We start from the raw sequence: 21,315 nt of genomic DNA, 5'->3' as shown, positions 1-21,315 counted from the left end.
ATGCGTACAGCCCTGCGGAATACTACTGTTTTTATAGCATTTAGTCACCTTTTTACGCTGGGTATTGCCCAAAACCGGCCTGAAACCGCCGCCCGCGACTGTCCGGCTGCCCGCCAGATCGGCCAGGCCCATCTGCTGGGCACCTGGCGAGGCCAGATCGACGGCGTGCCCGGCCTCACCGTGATTCGGCTGACACCCCACCCGGAACACCGCGACGGCGTGGCCGGATTTCTGCAGCGCTCGGCAGGCGGTGAACCCGCCGTCGCCCGCGTGAGCGGCGATGTGGACGAGGGCATTTTTACGCTGGAAGAGTCCGAAGACGGCCGGCGCATCGCCGCGACCTGGAGCGGCGCAATCAAGGAGGATTCATGCGGAAGAACGATTACAGGCTCCTGGTGGCGGGACGACACCGATCAGCGGCGCGCCTTCGAGCTGCACAAACAAATCGGCTGGGACTGAGCCTGCTGGCGGCCCTTTTGGGCGTCAGCGGCGCTGCCCTGGCCAACAGCGAGTGGCAGGCCTGCGCCGCGCTGAGTGGTGACGCCACCGCGCGCCTGGCCTGTTTTGACCGCTGGGCGCGCCAGCAAAGCGCGGCCAGCGCCAGCGCGCCGGCCATGGCAACGCCGAGCCCGCCGCCCGCCGTGGATATCCGCCTGTCCGACGAACAAGGCTGTCGCGACACCCGCCACACCGATCTGGCCCGCTTCTGGGAGCTGGAAGCCACCAGCACCTGCGACCCGTTCACGATTCGCGGTTACCGGCCCATCAGCCTGTCACTGATCACCTCCGACAGCGTCAACACCCTGCCGACTTCCGGCAACCCGCTCAACAACGCCACCCAGGCGCTGCCGTACCGAAATACCGAGACCCGCATCCAGCTGTCGGTGCGCACCAAACTGGCCCAGGGGCTGCTCACCCAGGGTGACCCGGTCCGGCGCGACTCGCTGTGGTTCGGCTACAGCCAGCAGTCGTACTGGCAGCTTTTCAACGGGGGCCTGTCGCGCCCGTTCCGCACCACGGACCATGAGCCGGAGATCGTCTACGTCTACCCCACCGATGTCCCGTTGCCCGGTGGCTGGCGTCTGCGCTACAGCGGCATCGGCGCGGTGCACCAGTCGAACGGTCAAAGCCTGCCCTATTCGCGCAGCTGGAACCGCGCTTACCTGATGACCGGCATGGAGCGTGGAAAGGACTGGCGGGTGCAGGCACGCGCCTGGGCGCGTATCCCCGAAAAGCGCACCAACGACGACAACCCCGAGATCAGCAACACCATCGGCCGCGCCGAACTGGCCACGTACTGGCACCCCGCCGGGGGACAGGATACGGTGGGTTTCGTCTGGCGCCATTCGCTGCGATCACAGGCCAAAGGCTCGCTGCGACTGGAATGGATGCGGCCGCTGGGCGAGAGTACCCGCCTGTTCGACAGCGCCGGTGGCCTGCGCCTGCACACCCAGCTGTTTTCGGGCTACGGCGACAGCCTGATCGACTACAACCGCCGCCGCACAGTGTTCAGCGTCGGGCTGAGCCTGGTCGATTTCTGACCGCTACCGGACCGGAAACCGAGCTTCGGCTCACTGCTTGCGCTGGACGAACAGATTGCGACGCGCGTCTTCCGGATAGGCAAAGGTGACCAGGCCGTTCCTGACCTGCCCCATGACCAGCATGTTGGCTGAAATGGCGTCCTTGTCGTCCAGGGAAAACGGCCTGTCATACGTGGCGACGACGCCGTAGTAGACGCGCTGAATGTTCTCCAGTGCGCTCTTGATGGCCGGGCCACCGAGATTGCCATCGCGAATGCCAAAGAGCGAATAGACCAGCACGTAGGTGGCGTCATAGGCCTGCGCGGCCGCCATGGGAACGGGAATACGCCGCGTCTGGAATTTGCGGGCATAGGCCGAAAGAAAGGCCGCGCGCCGTTCGTTGCTGGGCTCGGCAATGAAGGTCTGCGCCATGAGCGCCCCCTCGGCGGCCTCCTTGGCGCCGTCAATGAAGAACGGAAACGACAGGGGCCAGGCGCCTACCTGGGGAACCTTCCACCCGATGGCCTGGCGGGCGCGGGCAATGACGGCGTTCTCCGGGCCGACGGTGTAGCTGAACACGACGTCGGCGCCGGCGCTTCGGGCCGCCTTCATCTCGTCGACCAGGTCCTTCACACCGAGATCGAAGCGCGACACGTAGACCGGCTGGAGGTTTTTGGCTGCCAGCGCCTTGACCACGTCCTGAAAGCCGCCGTCGCCGTATCCGCTTTTATCGGCAAATAGGGCCACCTTGGTCCAGCCCCGCTTGACAATGTCGTCCACGACAAACGGCGCCTGAATGGCATCGCGGGCCGAGGTCCGAAAAACGTAGCTCTGGGGGGCCGGGAACTTCGCCGTCAATGCGGTCCCGGTCGAGCAGGGAACGATCAGCGGCAACTGGGCGTTCTGGAACACGTCCAGCGAACGCATGGCCACGCCGGTATTGCAAAAACCGATCGTCGCACGCACTTTTTCGGTCACCAGGGCCTGCGACTGGCGCAAACCTTCGTCCGGATTGCCTTTGTCGTCCTTGATCACCAGTTCGATCTTGCGCCCGAGGTAACCGCCGACCGCATTGATTTCCTCCACCGCCAGCTGAATGCCGTTGAGCATGGGCGTGCCGAAATCAGCGGAAGGCCCGGAAAAAGGCCCGATCACACCCAGCTTGAACGTTTCCTGTGCCCGGGCCTGCAGCGGGGCGACCGCAGCCCACGCACACGCCAGGAAAACCAGCCACGTGGCCAGCGTTTGACGACGGAGGATGGCAAAGAGCATGTGCATGGGAACTTTCCAAACGGAGTGCAACGGGGCGTTGCGATGAAACCGGGCCACATCGTGCCCCGCGGATCGCGGCCGCGAGCGGCGGGCCCCGCGCCGGAACTGTAGCAACGCCCCTCTCGGTCTGGCCTATCGTTTTCCCTTATGCAAAACCATTTTTTACATTGCGGAATCTAGTCGCCACATAGAAAAAATGGCGTTACGCACCTGATGAACCTCAATGTCTTCGGTTGCGCCCGAGGACAGACTGACACATGGGATTTTTCCCGGTGATTTTTTCAGGAGCACACCCATGAAGCAGCGCCTTACCGCTTGGGCCGTGGCGGCCATCTGCCTGCTGGCGCCAGTCGTCGCCATGGCCCAGAAGGACATTCACTGGCGGTCCAGTTCGGTGCAAGGCCCCCGAACGCCGGCGACGAATACCCGATTGGGCGTCGCCATCTTCGGCAATGCCGAGCCCGCCACCTACGAACGCAAGGTCAGTCCTGTCGGACCGCCCGTGGCTGGAAAACTGCCCATACGCGCCGAAACCGTCTTCCGGTTCGCCGATGGATCGACCCTGACCATGCACAGCACCGAAACCATCAACCTGACTCCCCAGGGCACCCACGGACGGGACGAATGGACTGGCGACGGCCAGATCGTCGGCGGCACCGGCCGCTATCAGGGCGCCAACGGCAACTTCACCTTTCGCGCGCTGATGGGCCTGGACCGCCAGGCCGACGGGCTGCTCGGCGACGGCTTCCTCACCGGACAGGGGCAATACACGCTGCAAAACCCGCAGTAGCGGCCTGCAGCGGGCTCATCCCCGGCGCAGGGCGTTGGGGAAATACTGCGCGGTCAGACTGCGGCTGTGAACCGGCGAGAAGCCATCGGCGCGAGCCTGTGCCGGGTCATCGGCATGACGGCGCCAGTCGCGCACCCAGTGCAGGTGGTCGCAGGTTTCCAGCAGCCCCAGAGTCTCGCGGTCGCCGATCAACACACCGTGAACCCGCAAGCCCAGCTGCGCCTTGGCAGCGCGCAGCGCCGCCAGCGTGGCGGGGGTGACACCGAACTCGCCGTCACTGAGGATCAGCACGTCGGCCAGTGCCCAGCCCTGCTCGGCCACCTGGGAGACCGCGCGCTCCAGGGGCGTTTGCACATCCGTGCCGCCATCGAAGGCCAGACCCATCACTTCCAGCAGCGCATCCAGCCCTCCGGCGGTGGCCACCAGTTCGTGTTCGACCACCTCGCCGGCACCTCCGAAAGCCAGCAGGCGGCAAGGCCGCTGCGCCGCCCATGCGCTGCGCAAGGCCTGCAAGACTCCGGCCCGGGCAACGGCCTCGGGCCCGCCACGCATGGACCCGGACGTGTCCAGGCAGACGATCAGCGGCCCACGCCCCAGCGGCTCGGTTTGCGGGACGGCCGCCAGGCTGGGGCGGACATCGGGCGCAGGAACCCATTGGATGAGGACCGCTTCGTCTTCATAGGTCAAGAGCTGCGATTCGGCAAACCGCGCGCGCCACAACCGGCGCAGCACGGGGTGGTGCAGTTGCGCTGCCTCACTGGCCAGCAAACGGGCCAGTTGTCCCGAGCGTTTGACGCCGCGTACCGCGCCCGGCTGATCGGCCAGCCGGATATCGACCGCCCGTACCGACAGCCACTGCGGCGGGGCAACGGCGGGGCTGGCGCGCTCGCGCAGGGGCAGATCGGCATCACGCCGGGCGCGGCCCACCTGGTCGATGAAAGCGATCAGCTGCGGCATTTGGCGCAGGCGGGCCGCGGCGCGCTCGGCCACGGCCCATTCGCGACGCGCCAGGCGTCCCTGCAGATCGTCCCAGCGCAGATGGGCCAGATCCCCCAGGGTCTGCAACAAGGCCAGGGCCTGTTCCCAGCCACCGCGTTCGCGGGTCCAGTCCGCCCGCAGCGCTTCGGCGGCAGCGGTGATGGCCCGTTCGCGCGGGTCATCGACCGCCCGGTCGATCAGGGTGTCCAGATGCCACAACACGCTGCGCAGAACCTGCACTGTCAGCCCGGTGCTGCCTGCCGTCAGCGAGGGCAGATCCAGCTCGCCCAGGACCTGGCGCATGGCGCCCGTCGCGACGGGATCGGCCCAGTGGTCGTCCGGCGCGGGCAGCCGACCGGCCAGCAGCGCCCCGTGCCAGCGCACCAGGCCCGCGAGACGCGCGTCGGCGGCGGCCACACTGCAGGTGATGGCCGGCAACCACAGTTCGCGCGGAAGCTCGGCCAGCCGATGCCACGGCGCATTGGGGCCAGCCGACGGGACTGCCACCGCCCGGCACGCGGCCGAGATCTGGGGAGGAGCCGTAGGACGGGCCGTCATCACCAGGGGGCACCGGGACGGCAGCGTTCAGTGGTCCCAGGACACCGGCAGCGGCGCCGGGCCGGCCAGCGCCGCATCTACCGGCAGGGCCGCGAATGCGTCGGCGACAGCGGCCAGCCGCTGGTGCAGGGCCTGCAACAGGTCCACATTGGCCCCATGAACGGCGTCGATCCGCGCGCGCCAGCTCGGCGGCAGCCACGGGTGGCCAGCGGCACCGCAGCGCGCCCGCTCGGCTTCGGCGACTGCCACCGCGCAAGCGCTGGCCGCGCGCTCGCGCGCTTCGCCCGCCTGCGCCACCCGCGCGGCGATATGCAAGGGGCTGAAGCGGCGGCGCGCGCCCTCCGCCACCATACGCACCAGCACCTGCCCCTCGGCCGCCGGACCGGCAATGGCCTGCGCCAGCGCCAGCTTGCCGGCCGCCCCGTCCTCGCCTGTGGCCGACGCCGAGCTTTCGATTTCCAGCTGGCGCTCCAGCGCATCGGCAACACGGCCCAGCCACTGCGCATCCACCGGCACAGCGCCGCCGACCTCGCGCAGGAAGTCTTCGATCAAGGCCGGCACCTGCTCGGGCCGGTCCGCCAGCACCAGCGGCAGGACCCATAAATCCCACGGGTCGATCACGTCGGCCTGGCGGCTGGCGGCCATGACCCGCAGCAGATGCACCACCTTGCGCCAGCGTCGGTCAGACACCCCGATGCCCGCTGCGGCGCACCCGACCCGGGCGGCCGCCAGGCGTTCGACCACCGGCTCCGGCAGCGCCACGGCATGGGCGCGCTGGCGCAGGGTTTGCAGATCGGCTTCACACAGGCGCGCGGGCGCCGCCGCCGGCTGCGGCGGCAAGGCCAGCAAGGCCCCAAAGTGGGCATCATCCACCGCGGCAACCGGCACCCGCAGCAGAAAGCGGTCGAAGAAAGCGGCCAGCGATTCGTCGGTCGGCACCTCGTTGCTGGCACCCACCACCGTAATCAGTGGCACCGGCACACGACCGCTGCCGTTGTCGAATTCGCGTTCGTTGAGCAAGGTCAGGAGGGCGTTGAGAATCGCGGAATTGGCCTTGAACACCTCATCCAGAAACGCCACCTGCGCCGTGGGCAGGAAACCGTCGGTCAGCCGCTCATAACGGTCGTTTTCCAGCGCCTGCAGCGACAGCGGGCCGAACAGTTCCTCGGGGACCGAAAAACGCGTCAGCAGGCGCTCGAAATAGCGGGCGCCGACAAACACCCCCCGCAGGCGCCGCGCCAGCTCGCTCTTGGCCGTGCCCGGCGGGCCGATCAGCAGTACGTGTTCACCGGCCAGCGCCGCCAGCAGCAGGGCGCGCACCGCCGCGTCGCGCTGCAACAAGCCGGAATCCAGATCGGCCAGACAGGCCTGAAGGGTCTGTGGGTGCATGGCCCCATGGTAGCGACTGCCCGGCGGATTCACCCATCACTATCAAAATAATAGCCAAAAGTGACCTTTTTGCGCTGGGTATTGGCCAAAACAACCGAAATTCAGTGTTCACCCGCGGCCGGGGCCGCCGCGGAAGGGCCAGACGCGGACGGGGTGGGCGCCGAGCCCTGCGCCGGGCGGAGCACGCGGCTGGTGCCAGCACTGGCGCCCACCTGCACCGCCCCGACGGCGGTGGCGGCGCCCACACCGGCCGATCCGGTGATCTGGCCCTGGCTGTCGGCGCTGACACCGACACCGACCGGTCCCGCGCGCACGCCGACACCGGCGCTGGCGCCCTCACTGCCCAAGCCCACGCTGGCCGATACCGGCCCGACCCCGGCACCCACACGGGCACTGACGCCGCCACTGCCGACGCCGATGCCCACGGACAGCGGCCCCAGCGGCACACTGACACCGACCGACGCACAACCCGCCAGCGACAGTGCCATCAGCAGCGCGGCGCCGCCGCGCCAGCCGGCCCTGAAACAATGCGCAAGTGTCATCGGAACTCCTCGGTCAGTAGAACCCGCGGCCATTGTCCGCCAAACCCCGTGGGCGTCTGCGCCGCGTCACTCCGCTCGGGCGCGGTATCGGAGTCGGGCAACGCAGCGCGAGTCGGGGGACCGGCTGCGCTGTCCGTCAACCCTGCAGCAACGCGTTGACGCGCTTGACATAGGCCGCCGGGTCTTCGGGCAGGCCGCCTTCGGCCAGCAGGGCCTGGTCGAACAGGATGTGGGCCAGGTCGTCAAAGTGCGCACTGGCGTCAAGCTTCTTCACCAGCGCGTGCTCGGCATTGACCTCCAGCACGGGCTTGGTCGCTGGCGCGGGCTGCCCAGCCTGACGCAGCAAGCGGGCCAGTTGCAGGCTCATGCCGTCATCGGGAGACACCAGGCAGGCCGGGCTGTCGACCAGTCGGGTGGTCACGCGCACGTCTTCGGCCTTTTCCTTGAGGGTGGCTTTCAGGCGCTCCAGCAGGGGCTTGAAGGCTTCGGCCGCGGCTTCGGCGGCTTTCTTTTCTTCCTCGTCCTGCAGCTTGCCCAGATCGACCGCGCCCTTGGCCACACTTTGCAGCGGCGTGCCGTCGAACTCCTGGAAGAAGCCCAGCGCCCACTCGTCCACCCGGTCGCTCATCAGCAGCACTTCGATGCCTTTCTTGCGGAAGACTTCCAGCTGCGGGCTGTTCTTCGCGGCCGCCAGCGTGTCGGCGGTGATGTAGTAGATGGCCTCCTGGCCGTCCTTCATGCGGGCCTTGTAGTCGGCAAACGACACGCTGACGCTGTCGGTGGTGGTGGAGGCAAAACGCAGCAGTTTGGCGATGCGCTCGCGGTTGGCGAAGTCTTCGCCCAGGCCTTCCTTGAGCACGGCGCCGAATTCGGCATAGAACTGGCTGTACTTGCCGGCCTTGGCCTTGTCTTCCTCGCTGACCACGTCGGTGACCCCGTCGGCACCTTCGGCCGGGGCCGACAGCTGGTTGTGCTTGGCCAGGTCTTCGAGCATTGCCAGCACACGGCGGGTGTTGCCTTCGCGGATGGCTTTGACGTCACGGCTTTCCTGCAGCAGCTCGCGGCTGACGTTCAGCGGCAGGTCGGCCGAGTCGACCACACCCTTGACGAAACGCAGGTAGGACGGCAGCAGCGCCTCGGCGTCATCCATGATGAACACGCGTTTGACGTACAGCTTCAGGCCCGCCTTGCGGTCGCGGTTCCACAGGTCGTGCGGCGCTTTGCCCGGCAGGTAAAGCAGTTGGGTGTACTCGGTGCTGCCCTCGACGCGGTTGTGGGTCCATGTCAGCGGCGGCTCGAAATCGTGGCTGATGGCCTTGTAGAACTCGCCATACTGCTCGTCGCTGACGTCCTTTTTCGGGCGGGTCCACAGCGCCGTGGCCTGGTTGATGGTTTCCCACTCGCCGGTCTTGACCATGGCGCCGGGCTGATCGTTCTCGCCGTCCTTCCATTCCTCTTTCTCCAGCAGGATGGGCAGGCTGATGTGGTCGGAATACTTGCGCACCAGCTCGCGCAGCTTCCAGCCGTTGGCGTACTCCAGCGCGTCCTCGCGCAGATGCAGGACCACACGGGTGCCGCGTTCGGCGCGGGTAATGGTCTCGGTCTGAAAGTCGCCGGTGCCGCCGCTGGTCCAGCGCACACCTTCGTCGGCCTTCATGCCGGCGCGGCGCGACTCGACGGTAATCTTGTCGGCCACGATGAATCCGGAATAGAAACCCACCCCGAACTGGCCGATGAGCTGCGCGTCCTGCTTCTGGTCGCCCGACAGGCGGCCCATGAAATCCCGGGTGCCGCTCTTGGCGATGGTGCCCAGGTGGTCGATGGCCTCCTGCGCGCTCATGCCGATGCCGTTGTCGGTGATGGTCAGGGTCTTGGCGTCTTTGTCGAAGGCCAGTCGCACTTCCAGGTTGGGCGCGTCCTCGTACAGGCCGGCGTCGTTCAGTGCCTCGAAGCGCAGCTTGTCGCAGGCGTCCGAAGCGTTGGAAATCAGCTCGCGCAGGAAAATTTCCTTGTTGGAATACAGCGAATGGGTGACCAGGTGCAGCAGCTGGGCCACTTCGGCCTGAAAGGAATGGGTCTGTTGGGTCATGGTGAAAACAAGCTGGATGAAGAGAGGAATCGCGGCCGAACCGGCGGGTCATGAAGCCCGCAGAGGCGGCGCCCGGCACCGGAACGGGCCGTGCGAAGGGCGCAATTATGGGCGCCCGGCGCAGTTTCAAGATCGGCTGGCGCACCCGGCCCGCGCTGTCAGCCGCCTTGTGGCGGCGTCAGCCACTTCAGCACCTGCTGCGTCACCTCGGGGCGGCTCAGCAGCTCCATGTGGCCGGTGTTGAAGCTGATCCACTGCGAGTCTTTCGCAAAGATCAGCGAGCGCGCCCGGTCGTCGTGCTTGCCCAGCGCGCTGTGCAGCGGCACCAGGCCGTCGCCAGTGAGGCGGTCGGCCAGGGCGCTGCGCTCGGACGCCAGCGTGGCGGCCACCGCGTAACAGGCCACGCCCTCGGGCAGCGGCAACGGCACCCGGCTGTCGGGCTTGCGATGGAAGCGGTCATGGCCCTGCCAGTCGGCATCGAGCACGTGGCCCCAGCGCAGGTCGGTAATGCCGGCGCTGCGCAGCTTGCCCAGGCGCGCAAAGGGCGCGGTGAACGGCGTGCTGCCCAGAATGGTGTCCACCCAGTTGCCCGCGCGCTCCAGCGGCGAACCGTGGTGCGGCGTGCCCAGGAAGACGATGCTTTTCAGATATCCGGGCCATGTCAGCCCCTCCTGCTGGGCGTAGTACAGCGCGCTGCGGATCAGCAAGCCACCCATGCTGTGCACCAGCACCGTGATCTCCTGCAGGGGCACCGGCCAATGCGACACCATTTGCTCCAGCTCGGCAGCGAGCTGGTGGCCGTTCTGCGAGGTGTGCAGGCCGGTGTTGTAGCGCAGATAAAGTGGTGTGTAGCCAAGTGCAGCGGCAATGGTTTCGCCGTGATCGACCACCTGGCCGTCTTTTTCGGTGTGCCATTGCAGGTCGTTCATGCACAAGCCATGGATCATCAGCAGCACCTTGCGGCTCGCGCCGGCCAGGCTCGGCTCCACGTTCCATAACAGCGCCTGGCCCTGATGGCGCAGGCTCATCGGCGTGGCCAGCGGATTGCCGCTGGCGACCAGATGGTCACCCATCACGCCGTTCAGGATGGTCAGCACGGTTTCGCGTTGCGCGCTGGCAGGCTTCGCGGGGCCAGCGGATTCGAGCAACGGCATCAGCCCGGTAAGCGCCAGGTCCAGCGCCTTACCCACCGCCTGCGTGACACCGTGGATGCTCTTGTAGACCAGCCCGGTCACGCCGCGCGTCTGCCCCTTGACCGGCCCGCCGGGCACGCCCATGGTGTCGTAGACGGACTGGTGCACGCCTTCGACAATGCGCGTCACGCCCCGGGTGGCCTGGGTGGCGAGCTGGGCCACGCCGCGCAGGTCGGAGGGGCGCAGATGGTTGCGAACGTCGGTCAACGCGGCATTTTTTCTGGTCATGATGTCGCCGTCGCGGAGCAGGAGCCGCGTTCGGACGTTCATTGTGGGCAGGAAAGCCGCTGCCGGTTAGGGAGCGGCATCCAGACCACGCGCTTTCAGAACCGCTCGTGCGGCGCCAGGTAGCGCCACTGCCCGACGGGCAGGTTGCCCAGCATGACGCGGCCGATGCGCACGCGCTTGAGGCCAAGCACCTTCAGGCCCACCAGCTCGCACATGCGGCGGATCTGGCGCTTCTTGCCTTCGGTCAGCACGAAGCGCAGCTGCTCGGGGTTCTGCCAGTCGACCTGGGCGGGCTTGAGGGCCTGGCCGTCCAGGAACAGGCCATGGCGCAACCGCGCCAGTCGCTCGCGCGGGAAGACCGACTGCACATCACGGGTGACCGGAACGCCGTCGTCGATGCGGCCGAGCCGTTCTCCTCCCGGGGTTACCCGCACGGGCGGCCGCAACGGCGCATGGGTAGCGGCGGCCGAGGACGAGGCGGCCGGGTTTTCGGCGCCGGTCCAGGCCACCCGCACCAGGTATTCCTTCTCCATGCCGGCGTCTTCGCCGATCAGCTGACGCGCCACACGCCCATCTTGCGTCAGCACCAGCAGACCGGTCGAGTCGATGTCCAGCCGCCCGGCCGGCGCCAGTCCCCGCAGTTGCGACGGGTGGAAGAAAAAGCGCGCGTTGTCGTCGCGCCACCGGCTGGCGGGCTGGATCAACGAGATGGCCGGCGCATGACCGTCTTCGGCCTGCCCGCTGACGATGCCCATGGGTTTGTTCAGCAAGATCGTGACCCGGTTGGCCTGCTGGCCCTCGGCCTGGCGGTCCACGGTGACCCGATCCGACAGGGTCACCGGCTGTCCCATCGCAGCCGGCTGGCCGTTCACCTTCACCCAGCCCCGGGCGATCCAGTCGTCGGCCTCCCGGCGGGAGCACAGCCCCAGGTCGGCCATGCGCTTGTTCAGGCGCACGGTGGTCGCCGGCGCGGCGACCCGACGCGCCGGCGCCAAGACGCGCGCCGGAGAGGACGTCGCGCCGCTTCCGGGCGGAGGGGGTGGGCGCACAGCGGAGTCCCGGGGAGGCGTCGGCAAGGTCATGGGCAACTCATCAGTACAAAAAATATAGCAATAAATGACCTTTTAACGCTGGGTATCGGCCATTTCAACGCGAAAACACGGCAGAACGCAGCCCTTGCAGGTCCAGAATGCGCAGGCCACCGTACTCGATGCGGATCATGCCTTGCGACTGCAGGGTGGCCAATGCCTCATTGACCCGCTGGCGCGACAGGCCCACCAGATAGGCCAGTTCCTGCTGCGTAATTCGCAGCACCTGCCCCACGCCGGGATACAGCACCGGGTTGAACAGCGACGCCAGGCTGCGGGCAACCCGCAGGTCCGGGTTGTTCATGCGGTCGATCTCGCGGGCGGCAATGAACTGGCCCAGACGCTCGTTGAGCTGGCTCATGACAAAGCGGTTGAAGCCAATGGAGTGGTCCAGCAACCAGTGAAAGGTATCCACCGGCAGCCCCGCCACCAGGCTGCGGCGCAGCGCCTGGATGTTGTACCGATAGGTTTCGCGTTTGAGCGCGGTGCCCTCGCCGAACCAGCCCCCCGGCGGCACGCCGGTGAAGGTCATGGTCTGACCGTCGGCGCTGTCGCTGCTCATCTTGAGAAGGCCTTCGACCACCCCGAACCAGTACGTTACCGGTCGGCCAACACGGCAGACATAGTCCCCCGGGGCCGCATCACTGACCCGCAGTTCGCGGATCGCGCGCTCCCGCTCACTCGCCTGCAATAGCGCCAGCCATGGAATATCGGCCATTTCGTCGCGGGTCAACTCCCGCCGGCGTTGGTGAAGACTGGTATCAAGGCTCATCGGGTCGCGGGCCCCTGCCGCATTCGAGGCTGGGGAAAGTCCTATGGGGGTTGGACCTTGGATTGTCGCCAGACAAGCACAAGAATGTCAATTAACAGGGGGTTTACCCCTGCATTGGGCGTACTGTCACGCTTGCGACCATGACAGCCACCGTTACGCTGCGCCAACCGGGCCTGGCGGTTGATGGCCCTCAAGGCGATCAGGCGATTGGATCGGTATTTTCCCTAGGAATGTCGTCGAAACGACAACATAACGTCAAACTCAGCCCTACATTCGCGCCAACAGGTACCCAAGCCCCCATCGGCCCGGGTGCAACGCAACTGGAGACAAGGACCAACACCATGCTGACCACGTTCCCCCGCCTGCTGCTGGACCATGCGGCGCGCCGCGGCCAGGCTCCCGCCATGCGGGAAAAAGAGTACGGCATCTGGCAAACCCGAAGCTGGGCCGACATTGCCCGCATGGCCGAGCACATTGCCTGCGGACTGCACCAGGCCGGCCTGCATCGCGGTGAACACATGGTCATCATCGGCGCCAACCGGCCCCGCCTGTATGCCACCATGCTGGCCGCGCAGTCGCTGGGCGCGATTCCGGTGCCCCTGTACCAAGATGCCGTGGCTGCCGAATGCGTCTTCCCGATCAATAACGCCGAGGTGCGTTTTGCCCTGGTGGAAGACCAGGAGCAGGTCGACAAGATGCTGGAGATTCGTGAAAGCTGCCCCCAGTTGTCCCACATCTACTTCGACGATCCGCGGGGCCTGCGCAACTACGACGAAGAAGGCCTGGCCGGTCTGGACGAGCTGATCGGCGCCGGCGAGGCGTTTTCGAAGCAGCATCCCGACTTCTACAAGGATGAGATCGAAAAGGCGCAGGCCGGTGACGTGGCCGCGATGTTCTTCACGTCGGGCACCACCGGCAATCCCAAGGGTGTGGTGCACACCCACAATTCACTGATCGACCGTGCCCGGGCCGGCGCCGAGTTCGACCGCCTCAGTGGCGACGAAGACGTGCTGGCCTATCTGCCGCCGGCCTGGATCGGCCAGAACATCTTCAGCTACGCCCAGTGGCTGGTGTGCGGCTACACCGTGAACTGCCCGGAGTCTTCCGGCACGGTGAACATCGACCTGAAAGAAGTGGGCCCCACCTACTATTTCGCACCGCCGAGGGTGTTCGAAGGCCTGCTGACCAGCGTGATGATCCGCATGGAAGACGCCGGATCGATCAAGCGCAAGATGTTCCACTACTTCATGGACCTGGCCAAAAAAGTCGGCCCCGACCGTCTGGACGGCAAGTCGATCGGGGGCAGCAACGCTTTGCTGTATTGGCTGGGCAACCTGCTGGTATACGGCCCGCTGCGCAACAACCTGGGGATGAACCGCGTGCGGGTGGCCTACACCGCCGGCGAGGCTATCGGGCCGGACCTGTTCAGCTTCTACCGCTCGATCGGCATCAACCTCAAACAGCTCTATGGCTCCACCGAGACCGCGGTGTTCGTGTGCCTGCAGCCGGACCACGAGGCCCGCGCCGACACCGTGGGCGTGCCGTGCCAGGGCGTGGAGATCAAGGTGGCCGACAACGGCGAGATCCTGGTCAAGTCGCCCGGCCTGCTCAAGGAGTACTACAAGAACCCCAAGGCCACCGAAGAGGTGCTCACCGCCGACGGCTGGTACCACACCAGCGACGCCGGTTTCATCGACAGCCACGGCCACCTCAAGATCATCGACCGCGTCAAGGATGTGGGCCGCATCCACGGCGGCGCCAACGACGGCGCGATGTTCGCCCCCAAATATGTCGAGAACAAGCTCAAGTTCTTCCCGCAGATCAAGGAAGTGGTGGCCTACGGCGACCAGCGCGAGAAGGTCTGCGTGATGATCAACATCGACTTCGACGCGGTGGGTAACTGGGCAGAACGCCAGAACCTGCCGTACGCCGGCTACACCGACCTGGCCCAGAAGCCCGAGGTCTACCAGCTGATCAGGGAATGCGTCGAGAAGGTCAATGCCGACCTGGCCGAGGACGCGCTGCTGGCCGGCAGCCAGATCAGCCGCTTCCTGGTGCTGCACAAGGAACTGGACGCCGACGACGGCGAGCTGACCCGCACCAACAAGGTCCGCCGCGGCTTTATCGCCGAGAAGTACCAGCCCCTGATCGACGGGCTGTATGGCGGCAAAACCGAGCAGTTCATTGAAACGGTGGTGAAGTTCGAAGACGGCCGTACCGGCAAGGTCAGCGCCACACTGAAAATCATGGACGCCAAGACTTTCGCGCCGGTCAAAGCCGCCGCCTGATCCCCACAGGACGCACTCATCATGACCAAGAAAAAGATCGGCGACGTCATTCTCGACGTCAAGAACATCAGCCTGCGATTTGGCGGCGTGAAGGCGCTCACCGACATTTCCTTCAATGTGAAGGAGCACGAAATCCGGGCCATCATCGGCCCCAACGGTGCCGGCAAGAGCTCCATGCTCAACTGCATCAACGGGGTCTACACCCCGCAGGAAGGCAACATCACCTTTCGCGGCAAAACCTTCAGCCACATGAACAGCCGGCAGGTGGCCGAGATGGGCGTCGCCCGCACGTTCCAGAACCTGGCGCTGTTCAAGGGCATGAGCGTGATCGACAACATCATGTCGGGGCGCAACCTGCGCATCAAGAGCAACCTGTTCCTGCAGGCGTTGCGGATCGGTCCGGCGCAGAAGGAAGAAGAGCAGCATCGCGAGTTCGTCGAGCACATCATCGATTTCCTGGAAATCCAGGCCTTTCGCAAGACGCCGGTCGGCCAACTGCCCTACGGCCTGCAAAAGCGCGTCGACCTGGGGCGCGCGCTGGCGATGGAGCCGCAGGTTCTGCTGCTGGACGAGCCGATGGCGGGCATGAATCTGGAAGAGAAGCAGGACATGTGCCGCTTCGTGCTCGACATCAATGACGAGTTCGGCACCACCGTGGTGCTGATCGAGCACGACATGGGTGTGGTGATGGACATCTCCGATCGCGTCGTGGTGCTCGACTACGGCAAGAAGATCGGTGACGGCACCCCCGACGAAGTACGCAACAACGAAGACGTGATTCGCGCCTATCTGGGCACGAGCCACTGAGGAGAACACAGCCATGGCATTTTTTCTTGAAGCGTTGTTTGGCGGCCTGATGGCCGGCATGCTGTATTCCCTGGTGGCGCTCGGCTTCGTGCTGATCTTCAAGGCCTCGGGGGTGTTCAACTTCGCGCAGGGCGCGATGGTGCTGTTTGCCGCGCTCGCGATGGCCCGCTTTGCCGAATGGGTGCCCGGTTGGACCGGTATAGAAAGCCGTTTCCTGGCCAATACGATCGCCTTCCTGCTGGCTGCCACGCTGATGTTTGCGCTGGCCTGGCTGATCGAGCGGCTGGTGCTGCGCCATCTGGTCAACCAGGAAGGCGTGACGCTGCTCATGGCCACACTGGGCATCACCTACTTCATCGACGGCTTCGGCCAGACCATCTTCGGCAGCGACATCTACAAGATCGACGTCGGCATGCCCAAGGATCCTGTGTTCCTTTTCGAGGGCGTGTTCCCGGGTGGCGTGCTGGTCAACCTCGAAGACGTCTATGCGGCCATCATCGCGGCTTTCCTGGTTGCGGGACTTTCCATCTTCTTCCAGAAGACGGCCACCGGACGCGCGCTTCGTGCAGTCGCCGACGATCACCAGGCGGCGCAGTCGATCGGCATCCCGCTCAACAAGATCTGGGTCATCGTCTGGTTCGTGGCCGGCATCACGGCGCTGGTCGCCGGCATCATCTGGGGCTCCAAGCTCGGGGTGCAGTTCTCCCTGACCACGGTGGCCTTGCGGGCCCTGCCGGTGATCATCCTCGGCGGCCTGACCTCCGTGCCCGGCGCCATCATCGGCGGCCTGATCATCGGGGTCGGCGAGAAGCTGTCCGAGGTATACCTCGGACCGCTGGTCGGTGGTGGCATCGAGATCTGGTTCGCCTACGTGCTGGCGCTGGTCTTCCTGCTGTTCCGCCCACAGGGCCTGTTCGGCGAAAAAATCATCGACCGCGTGTAAGCCCCCCCGACTAGCCCAGACCGAACGGATAAATCATGTTCTACAGAGAAAACGGTCAGTTCAAGACCTCTTACCGCGCCGATCAGCAGATCTTCCCGATCACGCAGGACCGGTTCGCCGTGCTGGCCATCATCGCGTTCGCCTTCCTGGCGATACCGATGCTGGCAGACGAGTACATGTTCCGCGCCATCCTGATCCCGTTCCTGATCCTGTCGCTGGCAGCGCTGGGTGTGAACATCCTGGTGGGCTATTGCGGCCAGATCTCCCTGGGATCGGGGGCCTTCATGGCGGTGGGCGCCTACATGGCCTACAACACCTACATCCGCATCGACGGCATGCCGCTGATCGTGGCGCTGTTGTCCGGCGGTTTCTTTGCCACAGCAGTGGGCATGTTCTTCGGTATCCCGAGCTTGCGGGTCAAGGGGCTGTACCTGGCGGTTGCCACTTTGGCGGCACAGTTCTTCTGTGACTGGGCCTTCCTGCGGGTGGGCTGGTTCACCAACAACAATGCATCGGGTTCCGTATCGGTGTCCAATCTGCAGGTCATGGGCTGGACCATCAATACGCCCGTTGAAAAGTATCTGTTCTGCCTGGGGTTCCTTGTCGTGTTCGGACTGCTGGCGAAGAATCTGGTGCGCTCAGCAATCGGTCGAGAATGGATGGCCATTCGCGACATGGACGTGGCCGCCGCCGTGATTGGCATCCGCCCGGTCTATGCCAAGCTCAGTGCATTCGCTGTCAGTTCCTTCATTGTCGGCGTCGCCGGTGGGCTCTGGGGCTTTGTCCACCTGGGTTCGTGGGAGCCGGCCGCGTTCTCCATCGACCGTTCCTTCCAATTGCTGTTCATGGTGATCATCGGTGGCATGGGCTCCATCATGGGCAGCTTTTTCGGGGCCGCCTTCATCGTGATCCTGCCAATTTTCCTGAACCAGTTCCTACCCTGGGTGGGTGATCTGGTGGGCGTGAGCATCTCCACCGCAGCCGTGGCGCACACGGAATTCATGATCTTCGGCGCACTGATTGTCTGGTTCCTGATCGTGGAACCCCATGGACTCGCCAAACTGTGGTCAATTGCCAAACAGAAGCTGCGAATCTGGCCTTTCCCGCATTGACCAAGGGACATCCCTGACACCTACACGCGTCTTTTAGCGTTAACTATTCGGTTCCCCCTGTGCTTCACTTTCTTAGGAGACAACCCATGAAGCTTCGCCAAATTGCCCTCACCGCCACGGTGGTCGCTGCCGGTCTTTCCGGTGTGTTGACCACGTCCCTGGCTTCCGCCCAGGCCAAAGAGCAGTTTTTCCCTGCCCTGGTCTACCGCACCGGTGCGTACGCGCCCAACGGCGTGCCCTTTGCCAACGGTTACGTCGACTACCTCAAACTCACGAACGCCCGCGGCGGCATCAATGGCGTGAAGGTCTCCTTTGAAGAATGTGAAACCGGTTACGCCACTGACCGCGGCGTCGAGTGCTACGAGCGACTGAAAGGCAAGAATGGCGGAGCCACCGTGTTCCAGCCCCTGTCCACCGGCATCACCTTTGCACTGACCGAAAAAGCCCCCGTGGACAAGATTCCGCTGATCACGGCCGGTTACGGCCGCAGCGAAAGCCAGGACGGCGGCGTGTTCAAGTGGAATTTCCCGATCGCTGGCACCTATTGGGTCGCCGCCGACGTGCTGATCCAGCACATTGCCAAGAAGGAAGGCGGCTTCGACAAGCTCAAGGGCAAGAAGATCGCGCTGGTCTACCACGACAGCCCGTTTGGCAAAGAGCCAATCCCCCTGCTGCAAGAACGCGCGAAGATGCATGGCTTTGACCTGAGCCTTCTGCCCGTCACCCACCCCGGCGTCGAGCAGAAAGCCACCTGGCTTCAGATTCGCCAGAACCGCCCGGACTACGTGCTGAACTGGGGCTGGGGTGTGATGAACTCCACCGCTCTGAAAGAAGCCCAGGCCACAGGCTATCCGCGCGAGAAGATGTACGGTGTGTGGTGGGCGGGTGCCGAACCTGACGTGAAAGACGTTGGCCAGGGCGCCAAGGGCTACAGCGCAATCACCATGCAGCATGGAACGGAAAAAGGCGCCGCCGTGGTCAAGGAAGTCCTGGAAAAGCTGCATGCCAAGAATCAAGGCACCGGACCCAAGGATGAAGTGGGTGAAGTGCTGTACATGCGCGGTCTGATCAGCGCCATGTTCGCTGTGGAAGGGGTCCGCGCAGCTCAGGAGCGCTTCGGCAAAGGCAAAGTCATGACCGGAGAGCAGGCCCGTTGGGGGTATGAAAACCTGAACCTGACCCAGGCCAAGCTGGACGCGCTGGGCTTCAAAGGTGTCATGCGACCCATCTCCACCAGTTGCGCCGACCACATGGGCGCCGCCTGGGCCCGTATCCACACCTGGGACGGCACCAAATGGGTCTTCAGCAGCGACTGGTACCAGGGCGACGAGCAGATCATCAAGCCCATGGTCAAAGCCGCTGCCGACAAGTACGCGGCCGAGAAGAAACTCACTCGCCGCACACCGCAAGACTGCCAGTCCTGATTCTTCGGCAACCCTTCCCGCTTGACGGGAAGGCCTGGTGGCCCACACGGGCCATCAGCTGAAAGGGCCGCGTGCGGGCCTTTCAGCTGGTTCAACAGGACACTCCAACATGAGCAACCCCAACATCGTTCTCAACGTCAACGGCATCGAGGTCATCTATAACCACGTGATCCTGGTGCTCAAGGGCGTTTCCCTGCAGGTGCCCGAGGGTGGCATTGTTGCCATCCTGGGCGGCAATGGCGCCGGCAAGACCACCACCCTGCGGGCCATCTCCAACCTGCTGAAAGGCGAACGTGGCGAGGTCACCAAGGGTTCGGTCGAACTGCGGGGCGAGCGAATCGAGAATCTGAGCCCGGCCGATCTGGTCAACCGCGGCGTGGTCCAGGTCATGGAAGGCCGCCACTGTTTCGCCCACTTGACCATTGAAGAAAATCTGCTGACCGGCTCCTACACCCGCAAGGACAAGGCCGAAGTGGCCCGCAACCTGGAGAAGGTCTACAACTACTTCCCGCGCCTGAAGACCCGCCGCACTTCGCAGGCGGCCTACACCTCCGGTGGCGAGCAACAGATGTGTGCCATCGGGCGTGCCATCATGGCCAACCCCAACATGGTGCTGCTCGACGAGCCCTCGATGGGCCTGGCGCCGCAGATCGTCGAAGAGGTCTTCAACATCGTGAAGGACCTGAACACCAAGGAAAAGGTCACCTTCCTGCTGGCCGAACAGAACACCAACATGGCGCTGCGGTATGCCGACTACGGCTACATCATGGAGTCCGGCCGCATCGTGATGGACGGGGCGGCGGCCGACCTGGCCAGCAACGAGGACGTCAAGGAGTTCTACCTCGGCATGGGCGGTGGCGAGCGCAAGAGCTTCAAGGACGTCAAGAGCTACAAGCGGCGCAAGCGCTGGCTGGCCTGACAGCCGGTTCCGTTTTCCTTTCCGTTTCAACCCTTGCCGGAGGTGCGCAAGCGTTCCACCATGAGCCATCACCACGACGACCTTGAGATCCGCACGCCCGAAGCCCGCGAAGCCGCGTTGTTCGGCGCCCTTCCCGCTCAGATCGCCCAGGCGCAGCGCCATGCACCGGCGCTTGCCGCGCTGCTGGACGGTGTCGACGCCACGGCCGTCACCGATCGCGCCGCGCTTGCGCGCCTGCCGGTGACGCGAAAGTACGAACTGCTCGACCGCCAGAAGGCCTCCCGTGCCGCGGGTAGTGACCCGTTCGGCGGCTTTTCGACCATCGGCTGGAACGGCCTGTTGCGCAGCCGGGGCGCGCGCCGGGTGTACCAGTCGCCCGGGCCGATCTACGAGCCCGAGGGTCATGCCACGGATTACTGGCGCTGTGCGCGGGCCATGTCCGCGGCCGGCTTCCGCGAAGGCGACCTGGTGCACAACTGCTTCAGCTACCACCTGACGCCCGGCGCCTGGATCATGGAAAGCGGCGCGCAGGCGCTGGGCTGCACCGTCATTCCGGGTGGCGTGGGCAACACCGAACAACAGCTGGCCGCCATCGCCGACCTGAAGCCGCAGGCCTACGCCGGCACGCCGAGCTTTCTGAAGATCCTGGTGGAAAAAGCGCAGGAAGTCGGCATGACGCTGCCCATCACCAAGGCCCTGGTGTCCGGCGAGGCGTTTCCGCCCTCCTTGCGCGACTGGCTGGCCGAGCGCGGCGTCACCGCCTACCAGTGTTACGCCACGGCGGATGTGGGCCTGATCGCCTACGAAACCGCGGCCCGCGAAGGCCTGGTGCTGGATGAAAACATCATCGTCGAGATTGTGCGGCCCGGCACCGGCGACCCGGTGGCCGACGGCGAGGTCGGCGAGGTGGTGGTGACGGTGCTCAACCCCGACTACCCCTTGATCCGCTTCGGCACCGGCGACCTTTCGGCGATCCTGGCCGGTTCCTGCCCGACCGGGCGCACCGCGCCCCGCATCAAGGGCTGGATGGGCCGCGCCGACCAGACCACCAAGATCCGGGGCATGTTTGTGCATCCGGGCCAGGTGGCCGATATCGTTCGGCGCTTTCCGGAAATCGTTCGGGCCCGTCTGGTGGTTACCGGAGAGATGGCGAACGACCAGATGACGCTGAAGGTCGAATCAACCTGCAGCGGCCCTGACGGACTGGTCGGCCGCGTAGCCGATGCCATTCGAGATGTCACAAAACTGCGTGGCAATGTCGAGGTACTGGCCCCCGGTAGCCTGCCCAACGACGGCAAGGTCATAGAGGACGCCCGCAGCTACCAGTGATCGACGGACGGAATTCCGATCACGGTCGCACTGCGCATCCGGGCTCGCCCTTACGTAGTTCCCGCGATTGCACG

Annotated in this window: 18 protein-coding genes; 10 read left to right on the top strand and 8 right to left on the bottom strand. The window is 65.1% G+C overall.

The window, feature by feature from the left end; genetic code table 11:
- Entirely contained in the window at nt 1-459 is a 459-nt protein-coding gene (locus AC2EBU_RS16715) for a hypothetical protein (RefSeq protein WP_484611584.1), read from the top strand.
- Entirely contained in the window at nt 369-1,541 is a 1,173-nt protein-coding gene (locus AC2EBU_RS16710) for a phospholipase A (protein WP_484611583.1), read from the top strand. The genes AC2EBU_RS16715 and AC2EBU_RS16710 overlap by 91 nt, the downstream gene beginning before the upstream one ends.
- Nucleotides 1,542-1,571: 30 nt before the next feature.
- On the opposite strand, the gene AC2EBU_RS16705 is transcribed toward AC2EBU_RS16710, so the two are convergent.
- A complete protein-coding gene (locus AC2EBU_RS16705) occupies nt 1,572-2,798 on the bottom strand; it encodes an ABC transporter substrate-binding protein (RefSeq protein WP_484611582.1) in 1,227 nt (408 codons plus the stop codon).
- Between the two features lie 289 nt (nt 2,799-3,087).
- Here AC2EBU_RS16705 and AC2EBU_RS16700 point away from each other — a divergent pair, with 289 nt between their 5' ends.
- Nucleotides 3,088-3,582, top strand: coding sequence for a hypothetical protein (locus tag AC2EBU_RS16700; RefSeq protein WP_484611581.1), 495 nt, complete (start codon nt 3,088-3,090; stop codon nt 3,580-3,582).
- Nucleotides 3,583-3,597: 15 nt separating this feature from the next.
- Here AC2EBU_RS16700 and AC2EBU_RS16695 read toward each other — a convergent pair whose 3' ends face one another.
- The 7 genes from AC2EBU_RS16695 to AC2EBU_RS16665 form a co-directional block, all read right to left on the bottom strand.
- Nucleotides 3,598-5,118 (bottom strand): VWA domain-containing protein, encoded by a 1,521-nt coding sequence (locus tag AC2EBU_RS16695; RefSeq protein WP_484611580.1) that lies wholly within the window; start codon nt 5,116-5,118, stop codon nt 3,598-3,600.
- Nucleotides 5,119-5,145: 27 nt separating this feature from the next.
- A complete protein-coding gene (locus tag AC2EBU_RS16690) occupies nt 5,146-6,507 on the bottom strand; it encodes an AAA family ATPase (protein WP_484611579.1) in 1,362 nt (453 codons plus the stop codon).
- Between the two features lie 101 nt (nt 6,508-6,608).
- On the bottom strand, nt 6,609-7,049 hold the full coding sequence (locus AC2EBU_RS16685) for a hypothetical protein (protein WP_484611578.1): 441 nt from the start codon (nt 7,047-7,049) through the stop codon (nt 6,609-6,611).
- A gap of 136 nt (nt 7,050-7,185) precedes the next feature.
- A complete protein-coding gene (gene htpG, locus AC2EBU_RS16680) occupies nt 7,186-9,138 on the bottom strand; it encodes a molecular chaperone HtpG (protein WP_484611577.1) in 1,953 nt (650 codons plus the stop codon).
- A gap of 158 nt (nt 9,139-9,296) precedes the next feature.
- Complete coding sequence (locus AC2EBU_RS16675; protein WP_484611576.1) at nt 9,297-10,559, bottom strand: esterase/lipase family protein; 1,263 nt, start codon at nt 10,557-10,559, stop codon at nt 9,297-9,299.
- A 95-nt stretch (nt 10,560-10,654) separates the two neighbouring features.
- Nucleotides 10,655-11,641, bottom strand: coding sequence for a pseudouridine synthase (locus tag AC2EBU_RS16670; RefSeq protein WP_484611575.1), 987 nt, complete (start codon nt 11,639-11,641; stop codon nt 10,655-10,657).
- A gap of 64 nt (nt 11,642-11,705) precedes the next feature.
- Entirely contained in the window at nt 11,706-12,419 is a 714-nt protein-coding gene (locus AC2EBU_RS16665) for a Crp/Fnr family transcriptional regulator (protein WP_484611574.1), read from the bottom strand.
- A 341-nt stretch (nt 12,420-12,760) separates the two neighbouring features.
- Here AC2EBU_RS16665 and AC2EBU_RS16660 point away from each other — a divergent pair, with 341 nt between their 5' ends.
- The 7 genes from AC2EBU_RS16660 to AC2EBU_RS16630 all read left to right on the top strand — a co-directional run bounded on the left by AC2EBU_RS16660 (nt 12,761) and on the right by AC2EBU_RS16630 (nt 21,241).
- Nucleotides 12,761-14,707: an AMP-dependent synthetase/ligase gene (locus tag AC2EBU_RS16660; protein ID WP_484611573.1), complete on the top strand. Its 1,947-nt coding sequence runs from the start codon at nt 12,761-12,763 to the stop codon at nt 14,705-14,707.
- Nucleotides 14,708-14,728: 21 nt separating this feature from the next.
- Nucleotides 14,729-15,514, top strand: coding sequence for an ABC transporter ATP-binding protein (locus AC2EBU_RS16655; RefSeq protein ID WP_484611572.1), 786 nt, complete (start codon nt 14,729-14,731; stop codon nt 15,512-15,514).
- Nucleotides 15,515-15,527: 13 nt separating this feature from the next.
- Complete coding sequence (locus AC2EBU_RS16650) at nt 15,528-16,457, top strand: branched-chain amino acid ABC transporter permease (protein WP_484611571.1); 930 nt, start codon at nt 15,528-15,530, stop codon at nt 16,455-16,457.
- 35 nt (nt 16,458-16,492) lie between these two features.
- The gene (locus tag AC2EBU_RS16645; RefSeq protein ID WP_484611570.1) at nt 16,493-17,569 is read left to right on the top strand and encodes a branched-chain amino acid ABC transporter permease; all 1,077 of its coding nucleotides are present in this window, start codon (nt 16,493-16,495) and stop codon (nt 17,567-17,569) included.
- A gap of 86 nt (nt 17,570-17,655) precedes the next feature.
- Nucleotides 17,656-18,993 carry an ABC transporter substrate-binding protein gene (locus AC2EBU_RS16640; protein ID WP_484611569.1) on the top strand — a complete coding sequence of 446 codons (1,338 nt, stop codon included), beginning with the start codon at nt 17,656-17,658 and terminating at the stop codon, nt 18,991-18,993.
- 109 nt (nt 18,994-19,102) lie between these two features.
- Complete coding sequence (locus tag AC2EBU_RS16635; RefSeq protein WP_484611568.1) at nt 19,103-19,912, top strand: ABC transporter ATP-binding protein; 810 nt, start codon at nt 19,103-19,105, stop codon at nt 19,910-19,912.
- 60 nt (nt 19,913-19,972) lie between these two features.
- Entirely contained in the window at nt 19,973-21,241 is a 1,269-nt protein-coding gene (locus AC2EBU_RS16630) for a phenylacetate--CoA ligase family protein (protein WP_484611567.1), read from the top strand.
- The last annotated feature ends 74 nt before the right edge of the window (nt 21,242-21,315 follow it).

This window comes from Curvibacter sp. T50, assembly GCF_057219955.1.
This window is presented reverse-complemented; position numbering and strand designations above follow the sequence as displayed.

Bases quoted from the DNA above. Each gene is read 5' to 3' on its own strand.
- AC2EBU_RS16715 (WP_484611584.1), top strand. From the start codon at position 1: ATGCGTACAGCCCTGCGGAATACTACTGTTTTTATAGCATTTAGTCAC.
- AC2EBU_RS16710 (WP_484611583.1), top strand. From the start codon at position 369: ATGCGGAAGAACGATTACAGGCTCCTGGTGGCGGGACGACACCGATCA.
- AC2EBU_RS16705 (WP_484611582.1), bottom strand. From the start codon at position 2,798: ATGCACATGCTCTTTGCCATCCTCCGTCGTCAAACGCTGGCCACGTGG.
- AC2EBU_RS16700 (WP_484611581.1), top strand. From the start codon at position 3,088: ATGAAGCAGCGCCTTACCGCTTGGGCCGTGGCGGCCATCTGCCTGCTG.
- AC2EBU_RS16695 (WP_484611580.1), bottom strand. From the start codon at position 5,118: ATGACGGCCCGTCCTACGGCTCCTCCCCAGATCTCGGCCGCGTGCCGG.
- AC2EBU_RS16690 (WP_484611579.1), bottom strand. From the start codon at position 6,507: ATGCACCCACAGACCCTTCAGGCCTGTCTGGCCGATCTGGATTCCGGC.
- AC2EBU_RS16685 (WP_484611578.1), bottom strand. From the start codon at position 7,049: ATGACACTTGCGCATTGTTTCAGGGCCGGCTGGCGCGGCGGCGCCGCG.
- htpG (WP_484611577.1), bottom strand. From the start codon at position 9,138: ATGACCCAACAGACCCATTCCTTTCAGGCCGAAGTGGCCCAGCTGCTG.
- AC2EBU_RS16675 (WP_484611576.1), bottom strand. From the start codon at position 10,559: ATGACCAGAAAAAATGCCGCGTTGACCGACGTTCGCAACCATCTGCGC.
- AC2EBU_RS16670 (WP_484611575.1), bottom strand. From the start codon at position 11,641: ATGACCTTGCCGACGCCTCCCCGGGACTCCGCTGTGCGCCCACCCCCT.
- AC2EBU_RS16665 (WP_484611574.1), bottom strand. From the start codon at position 12,419: ATGAGCCTTGATACCAGTCTTCACCAACGCCGGCGGGAGTTGACCCGC.
- AC2EBU_RS16660 (WP_484611573.1), top strand. From the start codon at position 12,761: ATGCTGACCACGTTCCCCCGCCTGCTGCTGGACCATGCGGCGCGCCGC.
- AC2EBU_RS16655 (WP_484611572.1), top strand. From the start codon at position 14,729: ATGACCAAGAAAAAGATCGGCGACGTCATTCTCGACGTCAAGAACATC.
- AC2EBU_RS16650 (WP_484611571.1), top strand. From the start codon at position 15,528: ATGGCATTTTTTCTTGAAGCGTTGTTTGGCGGCCTGATGGCCGGCATG.
- AC2EBU_RS16645 (WP_484611570.1), top strand. From the start codon at position 16,493: ATGTTCTACAGAGAAAACGGTCAGTTCAAGACCTCTTACCGCGCCGAT.
- AC2EBU_RS16640 (WP_484611569.1), top strand. From the start codon at position 17,656: ATGAAGCTTCGCCAAATTGCCCTCACCGCCACGGTGGTCGCTGCCGGT.
- AC2EBU_RS16635 (WP_484611568.1), top strand. From the start codon at position 19,103: ATGAGCAACCCCAACATCGTTCTCAACGTCAACGGCATCGAGGTCATC.
- AC2EBU_RS16630 (WP_484611567.1), top strand. From the start codon at position 19,973: ATGAGCCATCACCACGACGACCTTGAGATCCGCACGCCCGAAGCCCGC.